The 24759-nt window shown below is 48.6% G+C and carries 28 protein-coding genes; 22 read left to right on the top strand and 6 right to left on the bottom strand.

Translation table 11 applies throughout. From position 1 onward, the window contains the following. Positions 1-111: 111 nt before the first annotated feature. The 10 genes from VGA08_00930 (at position 112) to orn (ending at position 7290) form a co-directional block, all read left to right on the top strand. Entirely contained in the window at positions 112-666 is a 555-nt protein-coding gene (locus VGA08_00930) for a hypothetical protein (GenBank protein HEX9679170.1), read from the top strand. A gap of 77 nt (positions 667-743) precedes the next feature. Continuing rightward, a complete protein-coding gene (locus VGA08_00925; protein HEX9679169.1) occupies positions 744-1166 on the top strand; it encodes a DUF1761 domain-containing protein in 423 nt (140 codons plus the stop codon). Positions 1167-1300: 134 nt separating this feature from the next. Continuing rightward, the gene (locus tag VGA08_00920; GenBank protein HEX9679168.1) at positions 1301-1954 is read left to right on the top strand and encodes a hypothetical protein; all 654 of its coding nucleotides are present in this window, start codon (positions 1301-1303) and stop codon (positions 1952-1954) included. Between the two features lie 36 nt (positions 1955-1990). Continuing rightward, positions 1991-3652 carry an arginine--tRNA ligase gene (gene argS, locus VGA08_00915; GenBank protein ID HEX9679167.1) on the top strand — a complete coding sequence of 554 codons (1662 nt, stop codon included), beginning with the start codon at positions 1991-1993 and terminating at the stop codon, positions 3650-3652. Positions 3653-3703: 51 nt separating this feature from the next. Beyond that, positions 3704-4183, top strand: coding sequence for a hypothetical protein (locus VGA08_00910; GenBank protein HEX9679166.1), 480 nt, complete (start codon positions 3704-3706; stop codon positions 4181-4183). 64 nt (positions 4184-4247) lie between these two features. Continuing rightward, complete coding sequence (locus tag VGA08_00905; GenBank protein ID HEX9679165.1) at positions 4248-4685, top strand: DUF1761 domain-containing protein; 438 nt, start codon at positions 4248-4250, stop codon at positions 4683-4685. A gap of 48 nt (positions 4686-4733) precedes the next feature. Beyond that, positions 4734-5021, top strand: coding sequence for an MscL family protein (locus VGA08_00900; protein HEX9679164.1), 288 nt, complete (start codon positions 4734-4736; stop codon positions 5019-5021). An 80-nt stretch (positions 5022-5101) separates the two neighbouring features. Further along, on the top strand, positions 5102-5494 hold the full coding sequence (gene msrB, locus VGA08_00895; GenBank protein ID HEX9679163.1) for a peptide-methionine (R)-S-oxide reductase MsrB: 393 nt from the start codon (positions 5102-5104) through the stop codon (positions 5492-5494). 6 nt (positions 5495-5500) lie between these two features. After that, the gene (locus VGA08_00890; protein ID HEX9679162.1) at positions 5501-6694 is read left to right on the top strand and encodes a CapA family protein; all 1194 of its coding nucleotides are present in this window, start codon (positions 5501-5503) and stop codon (positions 6692-6694) included. 8 nt (positions 6695-6702) lie between these two features. Continuing rightward, positions 6703-7290 carry an oligoribonuclease gene (orn, locus tag VGA08_00885; GenBank protein HEX9679161.1) on the top strand — a complete coding sequence of 196 codons (588 nt, stop codon included), beginning with the start codon at positions 6703-6705 and terminating at the stop codon, positions 7288-7290. Here orn and VGA08_00880 read toward each other — a convergent pair. Next, positions 7287-8264 (bottom strand): calcium/sodium antiporter, encoded by a 978-nt coding sequence (locus VGA08_00880; GenBank protein ID HEX9679160.1) that lies wholly within the window; start codon positions 8262-8264, stop codon positions 7287-7289. The two genes, orn and VGA08_00880, sit on opposite strands and share 4 nt — an antisense overlap. A gap of 48 nt (positions 8265-8312) precedes the next feature. On the opposite strand from VGA08_00880, the gene VGA08_00875 reads away from it, so the two are divergent. Continuing rightward, a complete protein-coding gene (locus tag VGA08_00875; protein HEX9679159.1) occupies positions 8313-8678 on the top strand; it encodes an MmcQ/YjbR family DNA-binding protein in 366 nt (121 codons plus the stop codon). Here VGA08_00875 and VGA08_00870 read toward each other — a convergent pair. Then, complete coding sequence (locus VGA08_00870) at positions 8670-9188, bottom strand: hypothetical protein (protein HEX9679158.1); 519 nt, start codon at positions 9186-9188, stop codon at positions 8670-8672. The genes VGA08_00875 and VGA08_00870 overlap by 9 nt on opposite strands. A 67-nt stretch (positions 9189-9255) precedes the next feature. Here VGA08_00870 and dnaG point away from each other — a divergent pair, with 67 nt between their 5' ends. Together dnaG and rpoD are read left to right on the top strand one after the other, a co-directional pair. Beyond that, on the top strand, positions 9256-10980 hold the full coding sequence (dnaG, locus tag VGA08_00865; GenBank protein ID HEX9679157.1) for a DNA primase: 1725 nt from the start codon (positions 9256-9258) through the stop codon (positions 10978-10980). Beyond that, positions 10980-12083, top strand: a complete 1104-nt coding sequence (gene rpoD / locus VGA08_00860) for an RNA polymerase sigma factor RpoD (protein HEX9679156.1) — start codon at positions 10980-10982, stop codon at positions 12081-12083. The genes dnaG and rpoD overlap by 1 nt, the downstream gene beginning before the upstream one ends. Here rpoD and VGA08_00855 read toward each other — a convergent pair. Then, positions 12076-12645, bottom strand: coding sequence for an AAA family ATPase (locus VGA08_00855; protein HEX9679155.1), 570 nt, complete (start codon positions 12643-12645; stop codon positions 12076-12078). The genes rpoD and VGA08_00855 overlap by 8 nt on opposite strands. 55 nt (positions 12646-12700) lie before the next feature. Here VGA08_00855 and polA point away from each other — a divergent pair, with 55 nt between their 5' ends. Then, entirely contained in the window at positions 12701-15355 is a 2655-nt protein-coding gene (gene polA / locus VGA08_00850; GenBank protein ID HEX9679154.1) for a DNA polymerase I, read from the top strand. Positions 15356-15519: 164 nt separating this feature from the next. Further along, positions 15520-15924, top strand: a complete 405-nt coding sequence (locus VGA08_00845) for a hypothetical protein (GenBank protein HEX9679153.1) — start codon at positions 15520-15522, stop codon at positions 15922-15924. Here the strand turns inward: VGA08_00845 and VGA08_00840 are convergent. Continuing rightward, positions 15921-16094, bottom strand: a complete 174-nt coding sequence (locus VGA08_00840) for an AbrB/MazE/SpoVT family DNA-binding domain-containing protein (GenBank protein ID HEX9679152.1) — start codon at positions 16092-16094, stop codon at positions 15921-15923. The two genes, VGA08_00845 and VGA08_00840, sit on opposite strands and share 4 nt — an antisense overlap. 106 nt (positions 16095-16200) lie before the next feature. Here VGA08_00840 and VGA08_00835 point away from each other — a divergent pair, with 106 nt between their 5' ends. Next, complete coding sequence (locus tag VGA08_00835; GenBank protein ID HEX9679151.1) at positions 16201-16761, top strand: HAD family phosphatase; 561 nt, start codon at positions 16201-16203, stop codon at positions 16759-16761. Between the two features lie 2 nt (positions 16762-16763). On the opposite strand, the gene VGA08_00830 is transcribed toward VGA08_00835, so the two are convergent. Further along, a complete protein-coding gene (locus VGA08_00830; protein ID HEX9679150.1) occupies positions 16764-17768 on the bottom strand; it encodes a hypothetical protein in 1005 nt (334 codons plus the stop codon). 113 nt (positions 17769-17881) lie between these two features. Here VGA08_00830 and VGA08_00825 point away from each other — a divergent pair, with 113 nt between their 5' ends. The 3 genes from VGA08_00825 to holA all read left to right on the top strand — a co-directional run bounded on the left by VGA08_00825 (position 17882) and on the right by holA (position 21416). Beyond that, complete coding sequence (locus VGA08_00825) at positions 17882-19492, top strand: hypothetical protein (protein ID HEX9679149.1); 1611 nt, start codon at positions 17882-17884, stop codon at positions 19490-19492. Between the two features lie 101 nt (positions 19493-19593). Continuing rightward, the gene (mutM, locus tag VGA08_00820) at positions 19594-20487 is read left to right on the top strand and encodes a bifunctional DNA-formamidopyrimidine glycosylase/DNA-(apurinic or apyrimidinic site) lyase (protein HEX9679148.1); all 894 of its coding nucleotides are present in this window, start codon (positions 19594-19596) and stop codon (positions 20485-20487) included. Further along, entirely contained in the window at positions 20484-21416 is a 933-nt protein-coding gene (gene holA / locus VGA08_00815; protein HEX9679147.1) for a DNA polymerase III subunit delta, read from the top strand. The genes mutM and holA overlap by 4 nt, the downstream gene beginning before the upstream one ends. Here the strand turns inward: holA and rpsT are convergent. Then, positions 21413-21760, bottom strand: coding sequence for a 30S ribosomal protein S20 (gene rpsT, locus VGA08_00810; GenBank protein HEX9679146.1), 348 nt, complete (start codon positions 21758-21760; stop codon positions 21413-21415). The genes holA and rpsT overlap by 4 nt on opposite strands. Before the next feature lie 322 nt (positions 21761-22082). Here rpsT and VGA08_00805 point away from each other — a divergent pair, with 322 nt between their 5' ends. From VGA08_00805 to rpsO, 3 genes are read left to right on the top strand one after another with little or no spacing between them, the layout of a single operon-like run. Then, on the top strand, positions 22083-23657 hold the full coding sequence (locus VGA08_00805) for a hypothetical protein (protein ID HEX9679145.1): 1575 nt from the start codon (positions 22083-22085) through the stop codon (positions 23655-23657). A gap of 41 nt (positions 23658-23698) precedes the next feature. Beyond that, entirely contained in the window at positions 23699-24391 is a 693-nt protein-coding gene (gene truB / locus VGA08_00800; protein HEX9679144.1) for a tRNA pseudouridine(55) synthase TruB, read from the top strand. Between the two features lie 33 nt (positions 24392-24424). Next, complete coding sequence (gene rpsO / locus VGA08_00795) at positions 24425-24691, top strand: 30S ribosomal protein S15 (protein ID HEX9679143.1); 267 nt, start codon at positions 24425-24427, stop codon at positions 24689-24691. Positions 24692-24759 lie beyond the last annotated feature (68 nt).

Raw genomic sequence — 24759 nt, 5'->3', positions numbered from 1 at the left:
CAAACATAACATTTCCGCCCCACAAAGGTGGGGTCCCTCTGGATGTTATGTTTGGTATTAGTAAAGTTCTTATGCTCGCTTGAGAGGCAGTCAATTGTTACGATTGAGCTAATGGCCACATTGCGCAACTATGGATATTTGGGGTTTTTCGTTGGGGTCCTTCTCGCCGTGGGGCTTCTTTTTAAATGCGCCCTAACAAGCAACTCCTTCATCCATTTACTTATTATCATCTTGTTCTTATTAATATGGTCCTTTGTTACCTACTTGATAGTGGAATATATTCGCGTTATCGCTATAAATTCAAAGAGAAGCGACCACCTAATCGAGGTGGCCAAGGAGAGGGTTTCTATAACAGCCTTTTATTCAGAAATTAAAAAACCCGTGACAAGAATTATGGGTATAGTTGAGATAGCAATCACAACAATTGTAACTTATGTTGTCTGGTATGGTGACTTTTCGGCCTCTGTTGATGAGTTTGAGAAACTAAAAATATTCGGCGGCTATATTATCGGCTGGTTTGCGGCAAAAACAATTGCCGTGCCACAGGATTCTAAGGAAAAGGAAGGCCTCAGCAATACAGAGACAAGGTATAAATTTATGTTGGGTACCCTCGTAAACTACATAGGTGGCATTTTGCTAGCCTATATAATCAATAAATATCTTTAATCATTATCTTAAATCCCTGGTCTACTTCCCTTGAGTCATATGGGTATATAATAATCTCATTAACAAGGGGGTAGCTTATGGACGTGGTAATTAACAACTGGGGGGTTTTTTGGGCGGCTGTGGCCAGCATGGCGGTTGGCAGTATCTGGTACGCCAAGAGTGTGTTTGGCACGGCTTGGATCAAAATGGCCGGTGTCGACGAGAAGCGGGCTAAAACCGACGCGCCGATGGCCATGGCCGGAATGTTTGTGCTGGGTTTGGTAATGGCTTATGTGCTGGCGCACGTATCGTACCTGTCGGCTAATTTCTTTACCGATTACTCTTACCAAAAAGCGGCCGTAGTCAGCGGCTTTTGGGTGTGGCTGGGCTTTGTCTTGCCCGTCGTGGCCTCTGGCAGTTTGTTTGAGCAGCGGCGCAAGAAACTCAGCGCGATTAACGCTGGCAACTGGCTGGTGACACTGCTGGTTATGGGCTGGGTTATCGGTATGGTTGGTCTTTAAAGGCTGACGCTTTAAAAAAAGGAATACCCCACCTTGAAGCTACTCGGCAACTGGCGGGTAGCGACTTTAAAATGAATTATTTCCTCCCTAAGTCAAAGTCGTGCTAAGCTGAATCGACTAATGGGAGAGCGCAGATGGCTCGCGCAGCTAAAACTACTACTAAGAAAACTGTAAAGAAGACCTCGTCTAAACGATTCGTGCCTAAATTGCCGGAAATCGGGCTGAGGCAATGGTTGATATTGTCGGTTATTGCTAATCTTTTGCTAGCGGTCGGCATTCTTAATCTTGTGTCAAATCCGGCCAAATACACCGATGCCTCAGCCGGCTACACTGTTCAGATTCCGGCCGGTTGGCACCGCAGCGACGACCGGCAGGCTTTTAGGGCGGTTATGGGGCCGGGTGATAATCCTAACGCCGAGCTGTTTGCCTACGGCCAACGTTCGTCAGCCTCGGGGTTCTACGACTTGCCAGAGGCGGATCGCAATAACACGCTGGATCAAGTCACGACTCAAATCAATGGCGGTCAGAACCAGTTTGTTATCAGTACGATTAGGCTCAACGACACTCAGTATATGGCCGAACGCGGTCAGAAAGCCGACGGTACCGAATTTATCCGCAGTTCTTTTACGGCTACCAATGACGACGGCACCGACATCCTGGGCGAGCACTTGCTGCTGATAACCAAATCGGGCGGCGTCTATAGCATCGTCGGCCTGGCCGAAGCCGCCGTATGGGACGACGTTAAAAACCAAGTGGCCGACGCCGTGACCAACTTTACGGCTCCCTGATTATTTGACCTGGCTTCGCTGATATACTTTTAAGCAATGGATTACGCTTTGCCTAGTTTACGGGCCGATCTGGCCGGACAGGTCAAATCAGCTCTTGGCCTTGATGTAGTCGTTGCCGATGCCAATCCAAAATTTGACGCCGACTTGGCCATTGCCGTGTTTGGTCTAGCCAAAACGGCCGGTGAAGCGACGAGTGATGTGGCCGAAAAAATTAAATCGGCTATATCGCACGAAGCGGTAGCAAGGGCCAACGTGACGAGCGGCTACGTTAATATTTGGCTCAAGGCCGATTGGCTGGCCGGGCAAACGCTGGAGCCAGCGACCAACGACAGCTACGGTCACAACCAGGCCTATATCAACCGGGAAATCGTTATTGAGCATACCGATCCGAACCCGTTCAAGGAATTACACATCGGGCATCTCTACAGTAATACCGTGGGCGAGAGTTTGTCCCGGCTATATGAGGCCGGCGGCGCCAGGGTCCACCGGGTCAGCTACCACGGTGATATCGGGTTGCATATCGCCAAAGCGATTTGGGGCATCATACAAGAGTTAAACGGCCAGCCGCTGGATGTCGTCAAAGCCACCAAACGAGCCGAGTTTTTGGGCCGGGCTTACGCCCGCGGTGCCAAAGCGTATGATAAAGAGGCTGACGTCCGGCCGCAAATCGAAGAGCTAAACCAAAAGATTTACGAGCAATCCGACCCGGATTTACAATCGATTTATAAAACCGCTAAGGACTGGAGCTTTGAATACTTTGACTCGGTTTATCAGAGATTAGGCGTTGGATTTGAGAAGCACTACCTGGAAAGCGACGCCGCCAAACGCGGCGCTAAAATCGTCAGGGCCAATATCCATGCAGTGTTTGAAACCAGCGATGGCGCTGTGGTCTTTCGCGGCGAGTCGCACGATTTGCATACCCGGGTGTTTATTAACAGCCAAGGGTTGCCCACCTATGAAGCTAAGGACTTAGCCCTGCCGTTTATGAAGGCCGAGGATTTTAACTACGACGAGTCAATTATCATAACCGCCAACGAGCAGAACGCTTATTTTGCCGTTATGCTCAAGGCTCTGGAGCAAATTGACCCTGGTCTGGCCGGTAAAACCCGGCATATCGGCCACGGCGTGGTCAAGCTACCCAGCGGCAAGATGGGGTCTCGAACCGGCAATGTGGTCACGGCCGTCGCCTTGCTCGACGAGGTAGAACGGGCCATAAAAACCAAATCCGTCGAGCCCAAGGCGGCGACTGAAAACGCCCTCGGTGCGATAAAATACGCTTTTTTGAAACAAAACATCGGGGCCGATATAGTTTATGACGTTCAAGAGTCTATTAACCTTGAGGGGCAAAGCGGGCCGTACGTGCAATACGCCGCTGTCAGGATACAATCTATTCTCAATAAAGCTGGCCAGCCGTCGGATTTTAGCGGCTACGACTGGTCGGCGGAAAAATCACTGCTTGTTAGCCTGGCCAAGTACCCAGAAGTAGTAGCGCAGGCAACCAAAGAGCTGGAACCGCATAGGATCGCCCAATTTATCTATCAGCTAAGCCGCGAAATGAACCGTTACTACGAGGAAGTGCCGGTTAAGGACGCGGCGGATAATGAACGATCGGCCCGGATAAAGCTGCTCAAAGCTGTCTTAAATGTCACGGCCCAGGCTCTGAAGTTGCTTAATATTCCACTGCCGGCAAAAATGTAAGACGCTTGAGCTTGATTTACCGAGCAATTATAGGTATGGTATCGCGCGGTTATGAAAATCATCGATAGGTCGCCGGGAGAACACCCAGAAATGGCCAAGGCCCAACGCTTGCAGGATATGGTGGATGTTTTTAATGACGTTCTTAAGCGCGCCACCGGGCAGCAAAATTTGATAATAGACTTGTTTAATATCCATACTACAATCCATCACCATTCCCGGGTTGCCAAAATCCCGGATGATCGTAGCTACGGTCCTTTGTCCGTTAGTAGCAAAGGGGCTTTGCCTCAAGCCGAGATCGTGTTGATGAAACAGAAGATAAACTCGGCTATTGAGACGGCGGGACTGGTAATTGGCGAGGTTGATATCACGGCGGAGGAGCTGCCAGCTGACGAAATGGTTGAAAGCATAATGAAACAATTCCTGGCGGGCAGCCTACAGGAAGATGATTTTTTTGCGATTTTTTGTAAAGTCATCCTGCGCGAAGCCGAGATCGGCTACCTAGAACTGACCGACAGAATCCAGCCCGAATAATCCGGCTGGAAAAGTAGTGGCATTTATTAGGTATAATCAAAACAATTAACGGGGGATAAATCGGATGTCAAATCTCGAGTGGCTGGGGGAAGCCTTGGCCGAAGTGGATTATTTGGGTGTGTTGGTGGCGACCGTGGTGGCCATGGTTTGGGGAGCGATTTGGTATCTGCCGTCGGTGGCCGGCGACGCTTGGCAAAAACTGTCCGGTCTATCGAAAAAACAAGCCGAAAACCGCAAGGGCATGCTCGAGATGTTTCTCGGAGCATTCGTATTCTCGTTGTTTGGAGCGTCACTGCTACAGGCGCTGATGATCGCCACCTCAACCGGCGGATTTTGGAACAGCGCCTTGCTTGGCGCACTGATCGGCATGATCTTTACAGCCATGCCTCAGGCCGTTTTGAACTTGTTTGCGAGAAAAGATACGCAGCTCAGCGCTATTCAAGGCGCGGATGCAATCGTCGCGCTGGCATTGATGGGCGGCGTAATGAGCTGGTTCCTATAATCTGTGGTATAACTAGAAGCAATAATTAATCAGTTGCAGGAGGAATAAATGAAAGGTTTTACGGATTTTGTGCGCAATCAGGGCGTAGCTGGACTAGCTGTCGGTTTTGTCTTGGGCGGAGCGGTGTCGGGCTTAGTAGCTTCATTAGTAAATGATGTCGTTAACCCCCTGCTGGGAATACTGTTTGACGCCTCCAGTTTATCGGCCAAGACCGTCAACGTCAGCGATGCCACGTTGGGATGGGGAAATTTGGTGGCCGTAGCCATCAACTTCGTACTGGTGGCTGCCGTGGCCTACTGGGGTGTTAAAGCTCTAAAACTCGATAAGAAAAAATAAGAACTCTCGACTTTTAAATAACCGGCTCAATCAAAAATATTCGGGCCGGTTATTTATTTAAAGGCTATAATTGATTGAGTATGAAAGACCAGGATTTCAAGGCCAAACTGACCGCTGAGCAGTACCACGTATTGAGAGAAAAAGGCACCGAGACGCCCGGTAGCGGAAAGCTGTTGCACAATCAGGAAACGGGGGTGTATACCTGCGCGGCCTGCGGGGCGGAGTTGTTTAATTCGGTCAATAAGTTTGACTCCGGCTCGGGTTGGCCGAGTTTTGACAACGTCATGAACGATACGTCAGTGTTGTTATTGCCAGATGACTCTCTGGGTATGAACCGGGTGGAGGTTCAGTGCGCCGCTTGCGGCAGCCACTTAGGCCACGTGTTTGACGACGGGCCCAAAGATACGACCGGCAAACGGTATTGTATAAACTCATTATCGCTGGATTTTAAGCCCCGACCAGCGAAGGATTAATTAGCTATGGCCGTCACTGACGGTGAAAGATGGCTCAAAGCCGGCCTGATTATTGTCGGCCTGATTATTATCGGTTTCACCGGTTGGCGGATTAACCAGTTGGATGATAGCTATTATCCAGGGGTATCTGACGAATCGGCTCCCGCCGCCACACCGGCTCCGGTACAGGCCAAGGCCCGCTGGTTGTTTATGGGTGAGGTTTTTTGGGGCCGGCAGATGGAACGTATCGCTGAGACCCAACCCGACCCAACCAGTTACTTGTTCAGCCGGCTTAATACCTTTAATCGTGAACAATACGACGCCTGGATTGCGCATTTGGAGTGTCCAGTCGCGGACAAGGTGATTCCATTTGAAGTCCAGGCAAATGACCTAATTTTTAACTGCCAGCCGAAGTATTTGGAGGAATTTGAAGAATGGTTTAACGCCGTCTCTTTAGCCAACAACCACATCGATAATGTCAACGGTGTAGCTGGACTCGATCAGACCCGGGCCAACCTCGAGAGCGTCGGCGTTCAGTACTACGGACATTTTGACAACTCGGTACGAGACGATATTTGCGAGATTGCCAGCCTGCCGATTAAGGTCGAGGCGAGCGATAAGTCAGTCCGAGAGTCCAAACTGCCGGTGGCGCTATGTGGCTACCACAATGTCTTTCGGTTGCCGACCAAAGAAGAGCTCGACGTTATTAAAAATTATGCCGGGCAGTTTTTGACGATTGTCTCGCCGCAGCAGGGAGCCGAGTACCAGCCCAAAGGAGATGAATTTAAACAAGAGGTTTATCGGGGCATGATTGATCGGGGGGCGGACATGGTCATCGCCAGCCATCCGCACTGGGTGCAAAACACCGAAGTTTATAAGGGCAAACTCATTATGTACTCGGTTGGCAACTTTATGTTTGATCAAGAATGGTCGGACGAGGTCATGCGAGGTGTGGCGTTGGATTTGGGGATTTCCTTAATATACGATGACAATCTCGCTGCTTGGCTCGAGCTGGGGCAAAAGTGCGAGACTTTTCAAGATAACTGCCTGAAACTGGCCACTCAGCAAAAGTTGACTAAACTCGAATTTAACTTTAGCTATGAGCTCGTCAGTGCCTGGCATAAAGACGCCCTAACTCGCAAAGCGCCGGACAACATACATCGGCTGAATCTTGAGCGTACCAATTGGGTCAAAACCCTTAGCCAACTGGAACAGTTATAATTAAGGCCATGGACAGGACAAAGACGTGGCCCCAGCAGCTGTTGTGGTTGGATTTAGAAATGACCGGTCTAGACCCGGTTAATGATAGGGTTTTGGAGGTCGGAGTAATCATCACAGATTTTAAATTTAGAGAACTGGCTACTTTTGAAGCGGTCATCAAACAACCTCAACGCGTGCTCAATCGAATGAAGCTTTCACCTTGGTATGACTGGACCGGGAGAATAAGAAAGAAGGCGGGAACGGTCTATGACACAGCCTCGCGTAATGGGTTACTTAACAAAGTCAAAACCGATGGCCGCCCACAAAGCCAAGTCACGGCCGACCTAACCAAGCTAATAAAAAAGCATATTGGCAAAGAAAGAGCTATATTAGCCGGCAATTCAATCCATATGGATCGGCAATTTATCAGACACCAGTGGCCCAGAATTGAAGACTTGTTGCATTATCGGATGCTGGACGTATCCTCGCTCAAAGTCTGGATGCAGGGGGCTCATCACCTGGAATTTAAAAAACCAGACGAGCACCGTGCATTAGAAGATATCCGCGGTAGCATTCTGGAACTCAAATACTACCTAAAACTACTGAAGAAATACTAGTTAAAGACATTTTGACTCTCCCAAACGGTAGTTATTAAATAGACGGCATACATGGTAATTAACAAGGTTCCTTCAAACCGTGATAGCTGATGTTTATACCGTCCGACGGTGAGCATAATCAACAGGACAATCGAAATACCGAGCATAAATACCGTGTCAGCCAGTAGCTCGTCACTGAATTTAAGGTCGCTCAAAAAAGCGCTTAAGCCCAATACCCACATCATATTAAAGAGGTTAGAACCGATGATATTGCCAATCGCGATATCAACTTTTTCTTGCCGGATGGCTACTAGCGAGGTGACCAGTTCCGGAATTGACGTGCCAATCGCCACCAGTGTTACTCCGACTAAGGCTTGGGAGACGTTGAGCCAATCGGCTATTTCTAGCGCGCCGTCGATTATCCATTTACCACCAAGCGATACGGCGATCGAGCCAACAATAACCAGTAGAAAAGCTTTTGGGATATCGCTTTGCAATCCTGCTCGGACATAATGCCTGGCGTTTTGCCGCGAGTGAACCGAGCCGAAAATGTAATACAGAAAAATTAGAAAATAGGAGATTAGTACTAGGCCGTCAATGGCGTCTAAACTACTTGATTCGTCGCCGCGAAAAAGCTTGTCCGCCGCCAGCAGCAGAACCATAGCGGACACTAACACGTTAAAAGTAATTTCACGGCTGACTACTAATCGGTGTACGGTTAAATTCTTGATCAAGGCGGCTATACCCAAAATTAGCAGCGTATTGGTGATATTCGAACCCACGACATTAGCAATCGCCAGCTCGCTTGCCCCCCGGCTGCCAGCCATAACGTTGATAATCAACTCGGGTAAAGACGTGCCAAAGGCCACTACCGTCAGGCCGATTAGTAGTTCGCTGACTCCCAGTCGCTTAGCGAGCTTGGAAGCGCCGTGAATCAACCACTCAGCCCCGCCTATTAGCAGCAAGAATCCTGGTATAAGCAAAAGCACTTCCATAACTTACGTACATCATAACACCAGCAAAGCGGTGCTATACTCGGCTAAATGATGCTCACTCACCGCCAAGTCGAGGACTACTTGCTCAGCCAGCCAGGCGCTAGGCTGGATTACCCTTTCGGCGAAAGCGTTGGAGTCTATAAAGTGGCCGAGAAAATGTTTGCCTTGGTGTCGGAAAAAACGTCGCCGCTCAGACTAAGCCTGAAATGCGACCCTCAGTTGGCCGAAACTCTGAGGCAGCGGTACGTCAGCGTCATGCCCGGTTATCATTTGAGTAAGCGTCACTGGAACACTATTATCTTGAGCGGCCAACTAACTAACAATGAGATATTTGATTTGATCGATCACTCGTACAGCTTGATCGTGGCTGGTTTACCGCAGACGTCGCGAGACAAACTGGCCAAATCAAAGTAATTGGGCATAATCAGCCAGCAGGTTGTTTATGGTTTGGCTGGTTTCAGTATTGCTAAAAGGGTCTTTAAGTAGCGCCAAATCGTGCTCACTGGCAGCCACCGCCGACCTAATTAAGTCGGTGATGGCGGAATCAAAGGTGTTATTGCCGACGGCCTCTATCAGAGTGGCATCTAATACTTTGACGCGCGAAACCTGTTGGTCGTCCGCCGCCACGCCAATTGACATCAGTTCGTTGGCACCACTTATTAACACCAACTTGGTTCTGGCCAGCAATTGTTTGGTAGCAATTGACTGGGCTTCGTCTTCAAATTCGTCGATCACCCTAACCAATTCGTTGTGCCGGGCCAGTGTCAAACCGAGATCTCCTCGGGATGGCTCGCTCGATCTAAATAACAAGCCCAGTAGCAACACTAAAAAGGTAGCGACCGCGAGGGAAATGATTAGTTTGATCATTTTACGCTGCTTTATCTGGGTAGCGTTGGGGTCAAAATAGACCTGGTTTGGTTGCATAACTTACTTATAGCTAAACCCATATGCTTTATTAGAACAAGCTTTCAACCTTATACTAAGTGGTGATATGGATGCCAAAGACGATATAAAACGCCGTCTGAGCGTTGAGGATGTGGTTGGAACTTATCTTGAGCTCAAACGGTCCGGCCGAAACTTCAAAGCACTAAGTCCGTTCGGCAACGAAAAAACCCCGAGCTTTATGGTCAGTCCGGATAAGCAAATTTGGCATGACTTCAGCGCTAATAAGGGCGGTGATATCTTTACATTCGTGATGGAGATGGAGGGTGTTGACTTTGTCGGCGCCATGGAAATATTAGCCCGCAAAGCCGGTATAGATTTATCACAGTACCAAAGGGGGTCGGGCGAGACCGCCAAACTCAAAAAACGCTTGATTGAGATTAACGAGTTGGCGCTTAAGTACTACCATGCCAGTTTGGCCAAAAACCCTTCAGCGCTCAATTATTTGCGGCGACAGCGCGGTTATAAGTCGGAGACCATCAAAGACTTTAAACTAGGCTATGCACCGTCCCAAGGCCAGGCGCTGTACAAATTCCTGATAAAACGAAAATTTAAACCAGAAGACGTAAAAAAAGCCGGTTTGATTGTTAATCGGCGGGGCAGTTGGTTTGACATGTTTCGCGGCCGGATTATGGTCCCGCTCATGGACGGCCAGGGGCAACCCGTCGGATTTACCGCCCGCCAATTAATCGATGATTCGAATTCTCCTAAATACATCAACACGCCGCAAACCCTGATTTATGACAAGGGCCGCCACATTTTTGGTCTCCACCTGGCTAAAGCGGCCATTCGAGAGCAGGATTCGGCCGTATTAGTCGAGGGCAATTTAGATGTTATCGCCTCGCACCAGGCCGGCGTTTACCGCTGCGTGGCGACGGCCGGTACGGCCCTGACAAGAGATCAACTGCTACAACTCAGCCGGCTTAGTACCAATGTGCTGTTAGCCTTTGACCAAGATCAAGCCGGCCTAAGTGCCACCGAGCGGGCTATCCCGATTGCCCAGGATGTCGGTGTCAGTTTGTCAATCGTCTCAATGCCTGGCGGTAAAGACCCCGATGAATTAATTAGCAAGGACCCAGCTGCCTGGCCGAAGGCGCTGGAGGCTTCGGTTTATGTCATGGATTGGCTGGTGGATCACTACGCTTCGGTTTTTGACATCTCTACGGCCCAGGGCAAACGCCTATTCAGCGACAAGCTGATAGAAATCATCAGGCGGGTTACCGATCCGGTAGAGACGGAGCACTATATTCAAGTAGTATCGGCCAAGATTAACGTTCCGCCAGACCGAATCAAGGAAAAAATCGGCCGGCCGGCGGGAAACAGCCCAATCAGGAAAAAAAGCCAGCAACCTAGTAACGAGTCGAAGACAAGAACGTTTAATTACATAGATACATTCATCGGTCTGCTGGTGGCATATCCGGAGACCCGCGATTGTCTAAGCAAATTAAGCCCGCATGACTTTATTTTTTCCGAGCAGCAAAAGATTATTGCTCAGCTAAAGAGCCAACCGGGCATAAAAGAAAATGATTTGCTTGAGGCCGATGAGTATGTCAAGATAATCACGTTTAGGGCGGAAGACTTTTACGGATCGAGCTCCAGCTCAGCCAGATTGGCCGACGCCATGGAAACCGCTCGCCGTATCGCCAAAGAAACTAAGAAAAAACAAACGGCTGAAATAGCACACCGGATGCGTGAGGCTTTGGATTCGGCCGATGAAAAATCGCATCAAGAACTACTTAAGATTGTTAGCAAGTCTCTCAAGAAGGAGGGCTAGTGGCTCCACGTAAGAAAAAGGTGTCCGACTCTGATACTGACCAATTGGCGGTAATCAAGGACGAGCTTACCCAAAAAGCCAAGAAGCAAGGTTTTATTACCCAAAAAGAAGTCTTCGATAAAATTCCTGACACTGAGGAAAACGTTGATTTGCTCGACGCCCTCCACTCGGAACTTGTAGATGAAGGGGTTGAGATCCTCAGTGATGAAGAAGACGACCTGGCAGACAATGAAGCGCTGGAAAAGGCCAAACATAGCGCCTACCTTGACGATATCGCCGACGACTCAGTACGTCTTTACTTGCGTGAAATCGGCAAGATCCCGTTGCTGACACCTGTGCAGGAGCTGGCAATTGCCCAACGGGTAAAAGCCGGCGAAATTAAAGCCAAGGACGAAATGGCCGAAGCTAATATGAGGCTGGTGGTATCGATCGCCAAGCGTTATGTCGGGCGGGGCTTGGATCTGTTAGATCTGATTCAAGAAGGCAACACCGGGCTTCTGCGCGCCGTTGAAAAATTTGACCCGGACAAAGGTTTTAAGTTCTCGACTTACGCCACCTGGTGGATTCGCCAGGCTATCACCCGGGCCATCGCCGACCAGGCCAGGACGATTAGAATCCCTGTTCACATGGTCGAGACTATCAATAAACTACTTCGAACACAGCGGCGTCTAACCCAGGAACTAAACCGCGAGCCGTCCTATGAGGAGATTGCCCAGGAGATGGAAATTGAAGTCGACAAAGTCGAACACATAATGAAGATCAAGCAGGATATATCGTCACTCGACGCCAGCGTGCGCGACGACGAGGACGAGTCGGTTCTGGGCGATTTTATCGAAGATGAGGACACGCCAACGCCGGACGAATCGGCCACCACCCAGTTATTAAAAGAGCACGTCCAGGACATTTTAGACATCCTCGGCGAGCGGGAGCAGAAGATTCTTAAGATGAGGTTTGGCTTAGAAGACGGCAAAAGCCACACGCTTGAAGAAGTCGGCCGTGAATTTGACGTCACGCGCGAACGTATCCGCCAAATTGAAGCCAAAGCCCTAGCCAAACTGCGCAAGCATAAAGACGCCAAAAAACTGTACGACTATATCAAGTAGATAGCCCCAAATCTTTAAGCACGTTTTTTATTTGTCTCTCCAAGCTTGAAAGACTGGAGTTATTTTGAATGTAATAATCGGCGTAAACTATTGGACCGCCCTTTTCGAGGTTTTCAATTTCGTGGATATCGCGGGCCATTACATCTGCCGGGGTATATATCCGTTCTCCATCGCGTCGAGCCGACGCGCGTTCATATCTTATTTGTCGATTAGCCACGACGGCTATGACCACTAGTCTTTGACTATGTTTTTTCTGAAAATACTTTAACTCCGACCAGCTGTAGAGTCCATCCAGCACTACGACTCGATGGTTTACGGCCAAAAGCGCCTCAACCCGTTTGGCTACCCGCTTTGCCAGTACCAACGGCCCTTCTTTGTCTCGCAAGTCTTTATTGACGGCCTTTTCATCTTTCACGATATCGAGTCCGCGACGTTTAATCTCGTCGTAGACAATCGCGCCAAACCTGACAGACGGCCAGCCGCGTCTCTCCAGGTAGGCCACCACGCTGCCTTTACCGCTGCCTGGCATACCGACGATAGCGAGCACTAGGTTTTGTTTCATATCAATAAAGAGTATATCTCAATTAATATAGTTGTTCAGAGGGTATAATTAACCCATGTCTGGAACAAAAAGACTAGTCGTAATCGACGGCAAGAGCGTTTTTTACCGCGGCTATTACGCCATGCCAAACTTGGCGACAAAAGACGGTAAGCCGACCGGCGGAGTTTATGGTTTTGCCGTTATGGCTTTGGAGGTTATAAAAAAATTCAAGCCAGATTACGTAGCGGTGGCCTGGGATAAGCCCAAGACTAATATTCGCCGCCGGACTGAAATATATCCTCAGTACAAGGCTAACCGTAAGCCGGCTCCACCGGATTTCTATGAACAAGTGCCAATTTTGCACGAGCTGCTCGGAGCCTTTGGCTGGCCGTTATTCGAGATCGACGACCACGAGGCCGATGACATCATGGCTACGCTGGCTAAACAGGCGCACCAACATAAAGTCGATACGCTGCTTATAACTAGTGACCACGACGTATTGCAGCTAGTCAACGGCCATACTAACGTCGCTCTTCTGAAAAAGGGCTTGACGAATGTTGACGTAATTGACGAGGAGCGCCTAAAAGAGGTCTACGACCTGACCCCGCAGCAGTTTGTCGATTACAAAGCTTTAAAGGGTGACCCATCGGACAACATACCTGGGGTCTCGGGGGTTGGCGACAAAACGGCGGTCAAATTAATCCACGATTACCGTTCGCTTGACGGCGTCTATCATAATCTGGACAAGATTAAAGGGTCGCTTAAATCTAAATTAGAAGCTGGCAAGGACATGGCGTTTTTGACCAGGGAGCTGGTGATTTTAGACGAAGATGTGCCGGTAAGACTCAACTTAAAGACGGCGGATATCAAGAACTTAGACACCAATACGCTAAGCGCGCTTTTGCGCGAGCTCGAATTTAGAACTCTTATCCGACAGCTGCCTCAAGACATGCAACAAACCCAAGCCGAACTTGAAAAAGTAGCTCAAAGCGGGGACTTCAAACCGGCGGCCAAAGTAGAATTGATTTATACGGCAGCGGACTTAAAGAACCTTAAGCTTCAACCAACTGACAAGTTGGTTCTGCACACTCGTACCGTCGGCGCGCACTTTAGCGATTTGTCGCACATTATTCTTAGCGACACTCCTAACCGCTGCGTGGTGATCGATTTGACCGGACAGCTGGAGGCAGAAAGCGTCAAGGCCAAACTGGGCAGCTTACTCAAAGACAAAAAAACCGACAAAATCGGGCACAACATTAAAAACAGTCTCAAAGCTTTGTTACATCTTGGCATTGAGGCCCGGCCGGTCGGCCACGACGTACAGGTTGGCGCCTTTTTGCTTAATTCACTGACGCGCGACCTCAGCTTGACTGACTTAGCTCAGTCAGAACTCGGCTATGAGGGGCAGGAACTAGAAAACGTGCCGCCGATGGACATCCAAGCCGCAGCGCCAAAAATCACCGCCAGCATCTGGGGTTTATATGATTTGCAGCATAAAGGGTTAAAAACTATTCCCAAGCTGGCGGATATGGCTCATAAGATCGAATTTCCGGTTATTCCCGTACTGGCGATAATGGAGCACCGCGGTATACAGCTTAATAGCGGCTACCTTAAGAAAATGTCGGGCGAGCTTGAAGAGCAAATATCTGATATCGAACAGCAAATTTACGGCCATGCCAACCGGGAGTTTAACATTGCTAGCCCTGGCCAACTGGCAGACATATTATTTGATGGTCTAAAATTGCCCACTACAGGTGTTAAAAAAGGCAAAACCGGTTATTCCACGGCCGCCCGCGAGCTTGATAAATTAAGGGGGCTACACCCAATTATTAATCTAATAACTGATTATCGGGAGTGCGCTAAACTCAAGAGCACGTATGTCGACGCTTTACCCGGGCTAGTCGACGATGCCGGCCGCTTGCACACGGACTTTTCATTGGTGGTGGCGCCGACCGGTCGTCTATCAAGCTCCGAGCCGAACCTGCAAAACATACCGGTCCGGACTGATCTGGGACGACGCATCCGCGAGGCCTTTGTAGCGGCCAAGGGCAATGTATTTATCAGCGCCGATTACTCGCAAATCGAGCTTCGTATTGCCGCTGTTTTAGCCGGTGACGATGATCTGATCGAAGCTTTCAATAATGGTCTCGATATTCATACTAGAACGGCCGCTCAAGTCTATGGCGTGGCCATGGACGACGTCACTAAAAATCAGCGCCGCGACGCCAAAGTCATTAATTTTGGAGTACTTTACGGCATGAGCCCGCACGGACTGAGCCAAGCCACCGGCATGACTCACGAAGCCGCCAAGGAGTTTATAGAACGTTACTTTGAGCTGAGGCAACCGCTGTTGGATTTTATTGATAAGACCAAAAGCATGGCCAAGGACAAGGGCTATGTCGAAACGATGTTTGGCCGTCGGCGGCCGACACCGGACGTAAATTCATCAAATTTCGTGGTTCGCGAGGCGGCCTACCGGCAAGCGGTTAACATGCCAATCCAGGGCACGGCCGCTGACATAACCAAGCTGGCCATGATCAAGATCGAGGCCGAACTGGCGTCCGAAGCCGACCAGTTACTTCAAATTCATGACTCGATCCTGGTAGAAGCCCCTGATTGGAAAGCCAAAAAAGTAGCCAAAGAGATGAAAGAGATTATGGAGGGAGTTTATAAGCTGCCGGTGTCGCTTGATGTGGATGTAACGATCGGCCAAAACTGGGGTGAACTTTAGGTATGAGACACCCCAACCTCTCCCCAAATGGCACCCTAGAGGTTCGGGTTTCTCATCGCTCGGTCGGCAATGCCGAGTTTGCAAGCAAACCGAGCCTCGCCGCTCATTCTGTGACTAACGTCACATTCAACGAAGCCCATAATCGTCAGAAGCTATAAAGACAAATGAAGGTATATATTGCCGCCAGAACCAAGCGAGCAGACGACGCATGTTACTTAGCGGATAAACTTGAGCAAGAAAAACACTCCGTGACTTTTAAGTGGTTTGATGAAGTTATTACAAATAGGATCCAGAACAAGGGCGCGCACCGGGATTATTATCAATTCGTTAGGAAGGCATTGTTGTCAGCATCCAATGCCGAAATATTTATACTGCTTTCAGATTCCGGCATGAGAGGTACCTATGTTGAGATGGGCGCATTTCTGCTATCCCAGCTACAAAACCCGAAGTCGAACCCCAAACTTATAATTGTGGGTGGCGAAAAGCATAGCCACATCTTTGAAAGTGTTTCATTCACGTATCATGTTGACTCAGTTGATCAGGTCATAGATCTAGTGGAGATTAATTAGGGGACGTCTTTAATGACAAGGGCGCTGCCTTTTTTAGCTAATCGAACACGTTGGCCTTTTTGCCAGTTTAAGGCCCGGATGAGATCAACTGGCAGACTAACGCTGTAGCTGCCGGTATTATTTTTCTGGAGCGAACGTTCCAGCCATAATTCTCGACTTTTAGTACCCATAGTTACTCCTTCTACTAAATATGATTTAAATCTAATTTAAATCATATTTAGTAGAATTGAAAGTCTATTCTCGGTCCGAGTAAAGAAGAGGGTATACTTAAATTAAATGGTCAAAGCCATCATATTTGATTACTTTGGGGTGGTTAGCTCGGATGAGTACTGGGAGTTTGTCGATGCCGATAAGGATGTAACGTCGGAATTTTTGAGCGTCGCTAACAAGGTTAACTTGGGCAAGATTCACTGGCAGGACTTCGTTCAGGTAGTGGCTGATAAATCCAACAAATCCTTCGAAGAGGTCAAAGCCATGTACGCCGAGGAACAGATCAACCCAGCTATCCTGGCATTTGTCCAAGAACTTCATAACAAATATAAAACCGGCCTTATTACCAATGCCCACCACGAGTTTCTCGAGCCGATTTTTGATAAAACCAACTTGGATTCGGTCTTTGACGCCATCATTATTTCGTCCAAAGTCGGGATTATTAAGCCGGATCCACGGATTTATCAGCTGCTGCTAGAGAACCTTAACGTCAAAGCCGAAGAAACGGTTTTTATTGATGATATCGAACGAAACATCGCTGGCGCCGAGGCCGTTGGCATGAATGGCTTGCTCTACCACAACCTAGAGCGGTTGAAGGTTGAGCTCAATAGATTGCTAGGGCATTAGCCTTAACGAAAACGCACAGCTTGCGGCACTAGTTGCCCGTATAGTGTGGTGTCGACGATATGTTTTGCAAGTTCTAGATTTTTTGTATCTAGGCCGGTCGAATGATATACATTGCCGAAAGCGATCCCAACCGGAACGGGACTACCTTTTTTGGCCCCGGCTTCAATACCCCGATCAGCGACGGCGACCGGTATTACCACGCAGGTTTTTGAAGGCGACACTAGCTTGTAACTGCCGGCACTAGGCGTCTCTGCGTAAATTCCGTGTTTTGTATCTCTACGGCCGGAGGGGGCAACTATTATGATATTGCCGGGCTCGGCCTTAAGATCACGCACTATTTTGGCGGCATTGAGATTAATCTCTCTTGTTAGTCTGGGTGCTTGGCTAACTCTACTCGTTTTGGTGTCTGGCACTGTCAGAATCCAATTGCAGTAGGTATTTATCTGAGACGGCATGTAAATGTCTTCTACTCCCGCTGGCATCCTGAACATCGAGGTCGATATTGTCGGGCCGATCAGCATATATGTCTTAGGCCGGATGTCGTAGTTATAAATCTCCTTAAACGCGACTGATATCCCGTAGATAATTTCTCCAGGGTTAAACAAACTTTGATGATTTGTCGCGATGACTACACTAGCCTCATCAAGGAGTTTCATTAAACCTAGCCTTCTGACATTTCTATTACATACTTCTAATAACGGATTGCTGTGACCAGAAGACCGATCAAGATTAGATATTGAATTTCTTGCCAAAGCCTCCGCCGCTTTCCAGGACCCGGGATGTGGTTCAAACTGGCCAAAACGTTTATCTAATCCCTCGACCAGCACGGCGTCAGGATCGTCCTGGCGGGCTTTTCTCCAAAAGAACTTATGCATCGCTACATATTCTTCTTCGCGATAATAAATTTGCTCCAAACCCGCCTCTAAGCCTATTGGTGACCTAAAATCTTCTCCGGAGGGATACTCAACATCGCTTTGTGTGGTTAAACGCTCGTGACCCAATGCCATTTAAAGGGATAGTACTGACAAACTGACATCAGCACAAGCATAAGCCGGGTCGGATGTTCGACTTTATTACCGATATATTGTATAATCTAACATTCAACTAACACAGGTTTCTCATGCCAGAACAAATACGACCTCAGTTTACTAATCGCCTGCGCCGGTTTGTGGGTTTAACTGCTGTCGGTGAGTATGGATCAGAATCGCTAGATGATCCTGGCTTAGAAGGGATAATTCGACCAATCGAGAAAGAGCTGGCCAATTATGCCGATGCCTTGGCTACATATGTTACGCTGACAACCGTTCTTATAAACGACGATAATATATCTGATCTTATGGAAGGAATGATTGCCGAACAAAAAGCATATTGGCAAAACAACAGATCACAAAGACGTATTAATTTTGCCCAGACAAAGGAGTTATACCCGCTCTTCGTGCAGACCGCCATTATGTCGACCCGCATATTTGCTTCCAAAAAAGAATTTGCGCTCGAACTAGCAGGCGATCAAGAACGCAACATAATTTCCCTAATAAATACGGCACGCACACAGTTTAAGGACCACTTTAACAGGATTGAAGGCAAACGACTTGGCCTCTTTCAGGATAGCCTCATCAATAGAGGTCTTGCTACCAGAAGTTTTGAGTCAGAAATAGCTAGTTTTCAAAAATCAATTTTCCCGACATGTAAAAAGATGAGTAAAAACGAGATAAGTATATTTCAGTCGCTATGGGATAATACTCAAGTTCTTGAAAATCCTGCTCGTTTCATCGAAGACATAATATTACAACCTGGATCAGGTGAAGTTTCTAGTCCTGTTAGAACCCTGATCAGTCTTTTAGCGACTGAACACTATCTAAACGGCCCAGATTCGGTAGTGTCTATGGCGGTTGCATCAATGCAAGAACGAGCCAGCAACGGCTACGCCATTGCAGAAGAATTTATCACAAAGCTAATCTACGAGGATCCAGCGTTCAACTACATTTTTGATAGGATCGAGGGCGAACCGGCAAAGAAGTTAATTATCGGCGATGTTGTTCGCGGCTTTGCTGATTGGCCACCAAGTATGAAGCAGGATTACAGCGACTATATGAAGGCTAGAATTAGTACCTTAAAGACCCAACTTGATAAAGCCCTCACACCTTATATAAGAAAAGAAATGCTGATGCCCACGTTTGATGATTTCGAGGACGCTGTCGACAGGTTATATCGGCGCGTATTTGGCCAAAAAGGAATTCCTGATTCGCATAAAAAACCACCATCTACTATTCAGCGTAAGGTCGTGAGGGCGGAAGACGTAATACCAACCGAGCGAGGCGAGCATGAGCATGTAGAGAAACAATTATATGTGAAATATTTCGTCAATAGTCCAGGAAAAGGCTTCATACTGGCAGATGACAGTAATCGATTAGCAAAAGAAATTAAAGTCGTAAGTGGAAGCGATGGACTACTGGCAGATGACATAGTGCGAATAATAAAAATTTTATCGGCGGACCCTATGAATCACTCTAAGCAGGTCAAGCAGCGTACTAAAAAGGAAGGGGTTCCCATCAGGTTTCGAACATCAAATATCCGCCAGCATATGAAGGGTGAGGGTTTCAGCAGAAGAGTTGATAAGTATAGAATAGTGTTTTTTATCGACGGCCCTAATAAGACGCTCGGCATCGTAGGTATCTTTGCCGATCACGACAAATATGAAAAATTCCTAGATACTTTGCCCAGGACGGGGTGATATCTTTAAGCCCTCTAAGTACGCACACACCGTAACTAAAGTGCCAGTAAAATCTAAGTAATGCCATACAATAGTTAGATTAAAAGGAGTCTAACGAGCACATGCCGGAGCTGCCGGAAGTTGAGACCATAGTCAGGGGCTTAAGACGACGCGTAATCGATCGGGAGATAGTCAGTTTAAAAGTGCTGGAAAAACGTTCAATTCAGTTTGAAAAAGCCTTAATTACAGAGGTAATTGCTGGATACAAAATTAGTTCAATTTGGCGTCGAGCTAAAGTCATGATTTGGGATTTATCGAGTCAATACAGCCTGCTGTTTCACCTCAAAATGACCGGACAAATTATTATCGATCAGCCGAGCGAGGACCGGTTTTCCGGCGGACACCCAACTGCCAGCATGGGTTTAAAGTCAAAATTGCCAGACAACACAACTCGGGCCGTGTTCCAACTGGAAGATGGGGCCAAAATTTACTTTAACGATCAACGTAAGTTCGGTTGGATAAAGTTGTTGCCAACTAAAGCTGTACACAGCGATGAATTTTTGTCCACGGTTGGTCCGGAGCACGACAGCGACTCTTTTACCCGACAATATTTCTGGGACAAGATAAAGAATAGGATAACACCGGTTAAGGCTGTTTTGCTGGATCAAAAAATCGTGGCCGGTATCGGTAATATTTACGCCGACGAGGCGCTGCATATGGCCATGATCCACCCGGCCCGCAAAGCCAGTAGCCTGCCCAGAAAACAGGTTAATAGTCTGTTCGAGTCAATTATTAGAGTATTAAAAGACGGTGTAGATCGCGGCGGCACGAGTTTTACCACTTATGTCAACGCCGATGGCGCCAGAGGTGACTACTTGCTAATTGCCAGGGTTTTTCGGCGGGAGGGCCAAGATTGCCGGGTTTGCGGCGGCACGATAGTTAAAACCAGGGTTGCCGGACGGGGTACGCATTACTGTCCCGTCTGTCAGCCAGTTCCGCGGAGCTGGCGGCCATGAACACGTTGTTAACAGGTGAAAACGGCTACGCAATTAAGACATTTTTAGACCAAGTACAGCGCGATATTATTAAAGACCATCCGGCCGCCACGCTGGAAATCAGGCTAGCCGAAGACCTGGGTCTGGAGGATTTGCCAATGCTGCTGCAAAACTCGTCATTATTCAGTGACCACAAGCTGGTTGTAATCAAAGATCTCGGCGCTAACAAATCGTTGGCAGAAGAGTTAGTAAACTACGCCGACAAAGTCGCACCGATGACCGATTTTTACGCCGTAGAGTCTCAGCCGGACAAACGAACCAAGTGGTTTAAGTCTCTGAGTCGGCGGATGACAGTTAAAGACTTCCCGCACTTGACACCAGCTCTGCTGGTCAATTGGCTGAAAGACTACGCAAAAAGCGAGAGTGCGACCATAAACCAATCGGCCGCTGAGTTATTAATCGCGCGGGCAGGTACGGATCAATGGCGTCTGAGCCAGGATCTAGACAAACTCATCAGCTTTAACCCGGAGATAACTAAACAGAACGTCGCGCTATTGGTCGAAGAGACGCCAAGAGATACGGTCTTTGATTTACTCGACGCTGTAGTGGCTGGCCACGGCCAACGGGCGCACCAACTTTATTCACAGCTAAGACGAGCGGAGATAGAGCCCCATCAATTCCTTGGTCTGCTCAGCTGGCAAATGCATAATATGTTAATTGTCCGGGCAAACTACGCGCTAAACACCGCCCAACTGTCAGCCAAGGCCGGTTTAGCGCCGTTTGTGGTCGATAAAACCCGCCGACTGGTCAGGCGGTTGACGCTGGGATCGATCAAGTACTTGATCGAATTGATTTTAGAGGCCGACTACGACATGAAATACCGGGGGTTGGACGCCGACCAACGAGTCAAACTGTTAATTGATCGGATCGTCCGGAAGATTATGTCTTAGGGTTTCTTGGCTTTTTTGACCGGCTTTTTAGCGGCTGGTTTTTTTGCAGCAACTTTTTTAGGCGATTTTACTGGGTTTTTACCGCCAGCTGTCTTAGCCATTGCAGCATAACGGGCCTTGATCCGACTGGCCCGGCTCCGGCTGATAACGCGTTTTTTGGCCGCCGTGTCAACGGCACTCTGAATATTGGATAAACTATCGCTGATTTTAGCGGCTTTTTTTTCGGCAATGACGGCCTCAAACGCCCGGGTGGCGTCTTTTAACTGTCGTTTCACAATATTATTGCGGGCGGTTCTGATTTTGGTCTGCCTGGCTCTTTTAGCGGCCGACCTAATAATAGGCATAAATTTTGTCCTAACTCCTTATGGGGTGAGCTCGAGTGCCAACTATATCGCAATAACCAGAGCCAGTAAAGAACTTAACGGCTAATTCGGCCGCTGTTGGGCCAGGCGGCCTAGGCAGGCCTAAACCTTGCGGCCAGCCGTCGTACCTCTTGACCCCTATCTGTTTTTGTGCTAGTGTTTCCTCTGTAAATCCCTAAAAAACAAAAAAGGAAACTGATGTCTCAGCTTAATTTCCCCCAAATCGACGGGCATGCCCGTTGGAGCCCATTGTCTAGCAGCCAAAACCGCGGGAAACTTAAAAAGCCGGCATTAAAGTAAAACCATGGAGCAAAACAGCAAGCAACTAGCGGTCGAGCGTCTCAAAAGCTCAATCAACGTACTGGTCACAGTTAGCACCAATCCGTCGGTTGATGATTTGTCGGCGCTGATTGGGTTTTCGTTGCTGCTGGGTAAGCTCGACAAACACGCTAGCGCTGTTTTTAGCGGCGTCATACCGCCCGCCATCCAGTTCCTGCAGCCCAATCAAAGAATCGCCAAGGACGTATCCTCTCTGCGGGATTTTATTATTGCCCTGGACAAGAATAAAGCTGACAAACTGCGTTATAAAGTAGAAGATGATGTCGTCAAGATCTTCATCACGCCCTATAAGACAGCCCTATCAAAAGAAGATTTGAGTTTTTCTGAAGGCGATTTCAACGTCGATACCGTCGTTGCCCTGGGCGTAGGAAAAAGAGACGACCTTGATAACGCCATCAAAGCCCACGGCCGAATTCTGCACGACGCGACGGTCATCACCATCAATTGTGGCAGTAAAACCAGCGATCTTGGTGTCATTGACTGGCAAGATCCGGCCGCCAGTTCGTTATGCGAAATGCTCGTAAGTATCAGTGAATCGTTTGGGAGCGGGCTATTAGACGAGCAGATAAGTACCGCTTTCATGACTGGTATCGTAGCGGCGACAGATCACTTTAGTAACGGCAAGACTTCACCAAAAGTAATGACCATGGCCGCCCAGTTGATGGCTGCCGGCGCAAACCAACAGCTTATTTCCAGCAATATTAACGTCCGGCTAGAATCACCAGCACCGCCCCCGCCAAAGGACGATACTCAGTTATCGATAAAACACGAGACAGAAGCTCCTAAAGCTCCGCTGCCAAGCGTACCACCGGCCACTCCGCCTCCGGTTGAACCTCCACCGCCCGACAAAACCCTGCAGGATCTAGAAAGCGAGATATCGGATTTAGCCGGGGCCCAACCTCCGGCGCCAGTTAAACCACCAAAACCGGCGACACCGTCTACGAATGACTTACCCTCCACGCCAGCCAATCAGATCCTGTCACCGCCGTCCCAAATCCGCCAGGCCAAGCCCTTAATGGACTCTTATCATCATGACGATAAACCTACTCTAATTAGCCATCCTAAGGGCCACGGTCCGCGTGAAGTCGACGACAATCCGCTACTGGGTGGGACATTTAACGCTACATCCGAACAAGCCCACGAAGAGGCGGTGTCTGATTTAAGAAAAAGCGTAAACTCGACGATTTTAAGCCATCCGGGGCAACCCTTGGACGAAGACGAAGAGCCGCCAACCGAACGGGCGGAGGCTAAGGCGCCACCGATCATGCCGCCAACCTTAATGCCGCCTGCGGATCCGGCATCGTCACCCACGCCAGCCGCCAACAACGGTCCGGTTGATATTGACGAAGCCCGAAAAGCCGTCGAAGCGGCCGTTAACTCTCAACCGTTTAATCCAGCTGGAAACCCGCTTCAATCTGTCGGATCGGCGCCGTTACCCAACGTAACCACCGGTGAGATAGCGATCGATGAGGGCGGCAACATCCAACCCTCGCCAGCCAGCGCTCCGACCAGTAACGAAGAGTTCAAACTGCCCAGCTAAGTAGTTTCAATAAATTCCGGATCCGGTTTAGACTTTAGCCTATGGACGGGCTGTTGCTTATCGACAAACCTCTGAATTGGACTTCGTTTGACGTTGTTAATAAAGTCAAATCACTGATAGCCACTCAAAGCGGCCTAAGCCGTAAAAGCTTAAAAGTCGGCCACGCTGGCACGCTGGATCCGTTAGCTAGCGGTTTATTGCTAGTGGTCGTCGGTTCGACCTGTAAACAAGCCGGCCGGCTGGCTAAGCTACCTAAAACCTATCGGGCCGAAATAAAATTAGGATTTACAACCAAGACCGACGACGCCGAAGGCGAAAAACAGCCCGTATCTGATAAGAAGCCTGATAAAGCTCTCGTTGACACCGCTTTAAGGGCGTTTTTAGGGCCTCAATGGCAAAAGCCGCCGATCTTCTCGGCTGTTAAAATCGGCGGCCAACGGGCTTATAAACTGGCGCGGCGGGGTATCTCACCGGCTATTAAAACCAAAATGGTGGAAATAAAATCGATCAAGCTCATCAGCTATACCTATCCATTAATCACCTTGGAATGCGACGTTTCAAGCGGAACCTACATTCGGTCATTAGCTCGGGATCTGGGGCAAAAACTGGGTTGCGGTGCATATCTTAGCGGGCTTAGACGTTTGAGCGTGGGACAATATTTGATTTCGGCGGCGGTTACGCTTGAGCAACTGGATAAAGGCGGTGTTCAGGCCAACCTTTCGAACCTTGAATAATAGCCGCTTATCTGCTACAGTTAGCCGCGAATTATGGCGGAGAAGAACTCCAAAGACGATGTTATCGCGCAGTTGCAGCGCACTAAGACCGACACTGGGTCACCGGAGGTGCAGGTCGGAATTTTGACGTCCAGAATTCAACAGCTAACTGAGCACCTTAAGCTCCACAAAAAAGACAATCACTCGCGCCGCGGGTTGCTGCAAATGGTCGGCCAACGCAAACGGCTACTTAAGTATCTTAAAAGCAACGATAGCCCGGCCTACCAGAAAGTGATTCAGAAGCTCGGCATACGAGGATAGAGCTTTACAGCAAGTCCGTTTATAAAAACGGACTTTAGATAAAGCTTTAAATAAGGACAGCCTTGGTG

It is taken from the genome of Candidatus Saccharimonadales bacterium, from assembly GCA_036397795.1.
In the GTDB taxonomy this organism is placed as follows: domain Bacteria; phylum Patescibacteriota; class Saccharimonadia; order Saccharimonadales; family DASWIF01; genus DASWIF01.
This window is presented reverse-complemented; position numbering and strand designations above follow the sequence as displayed.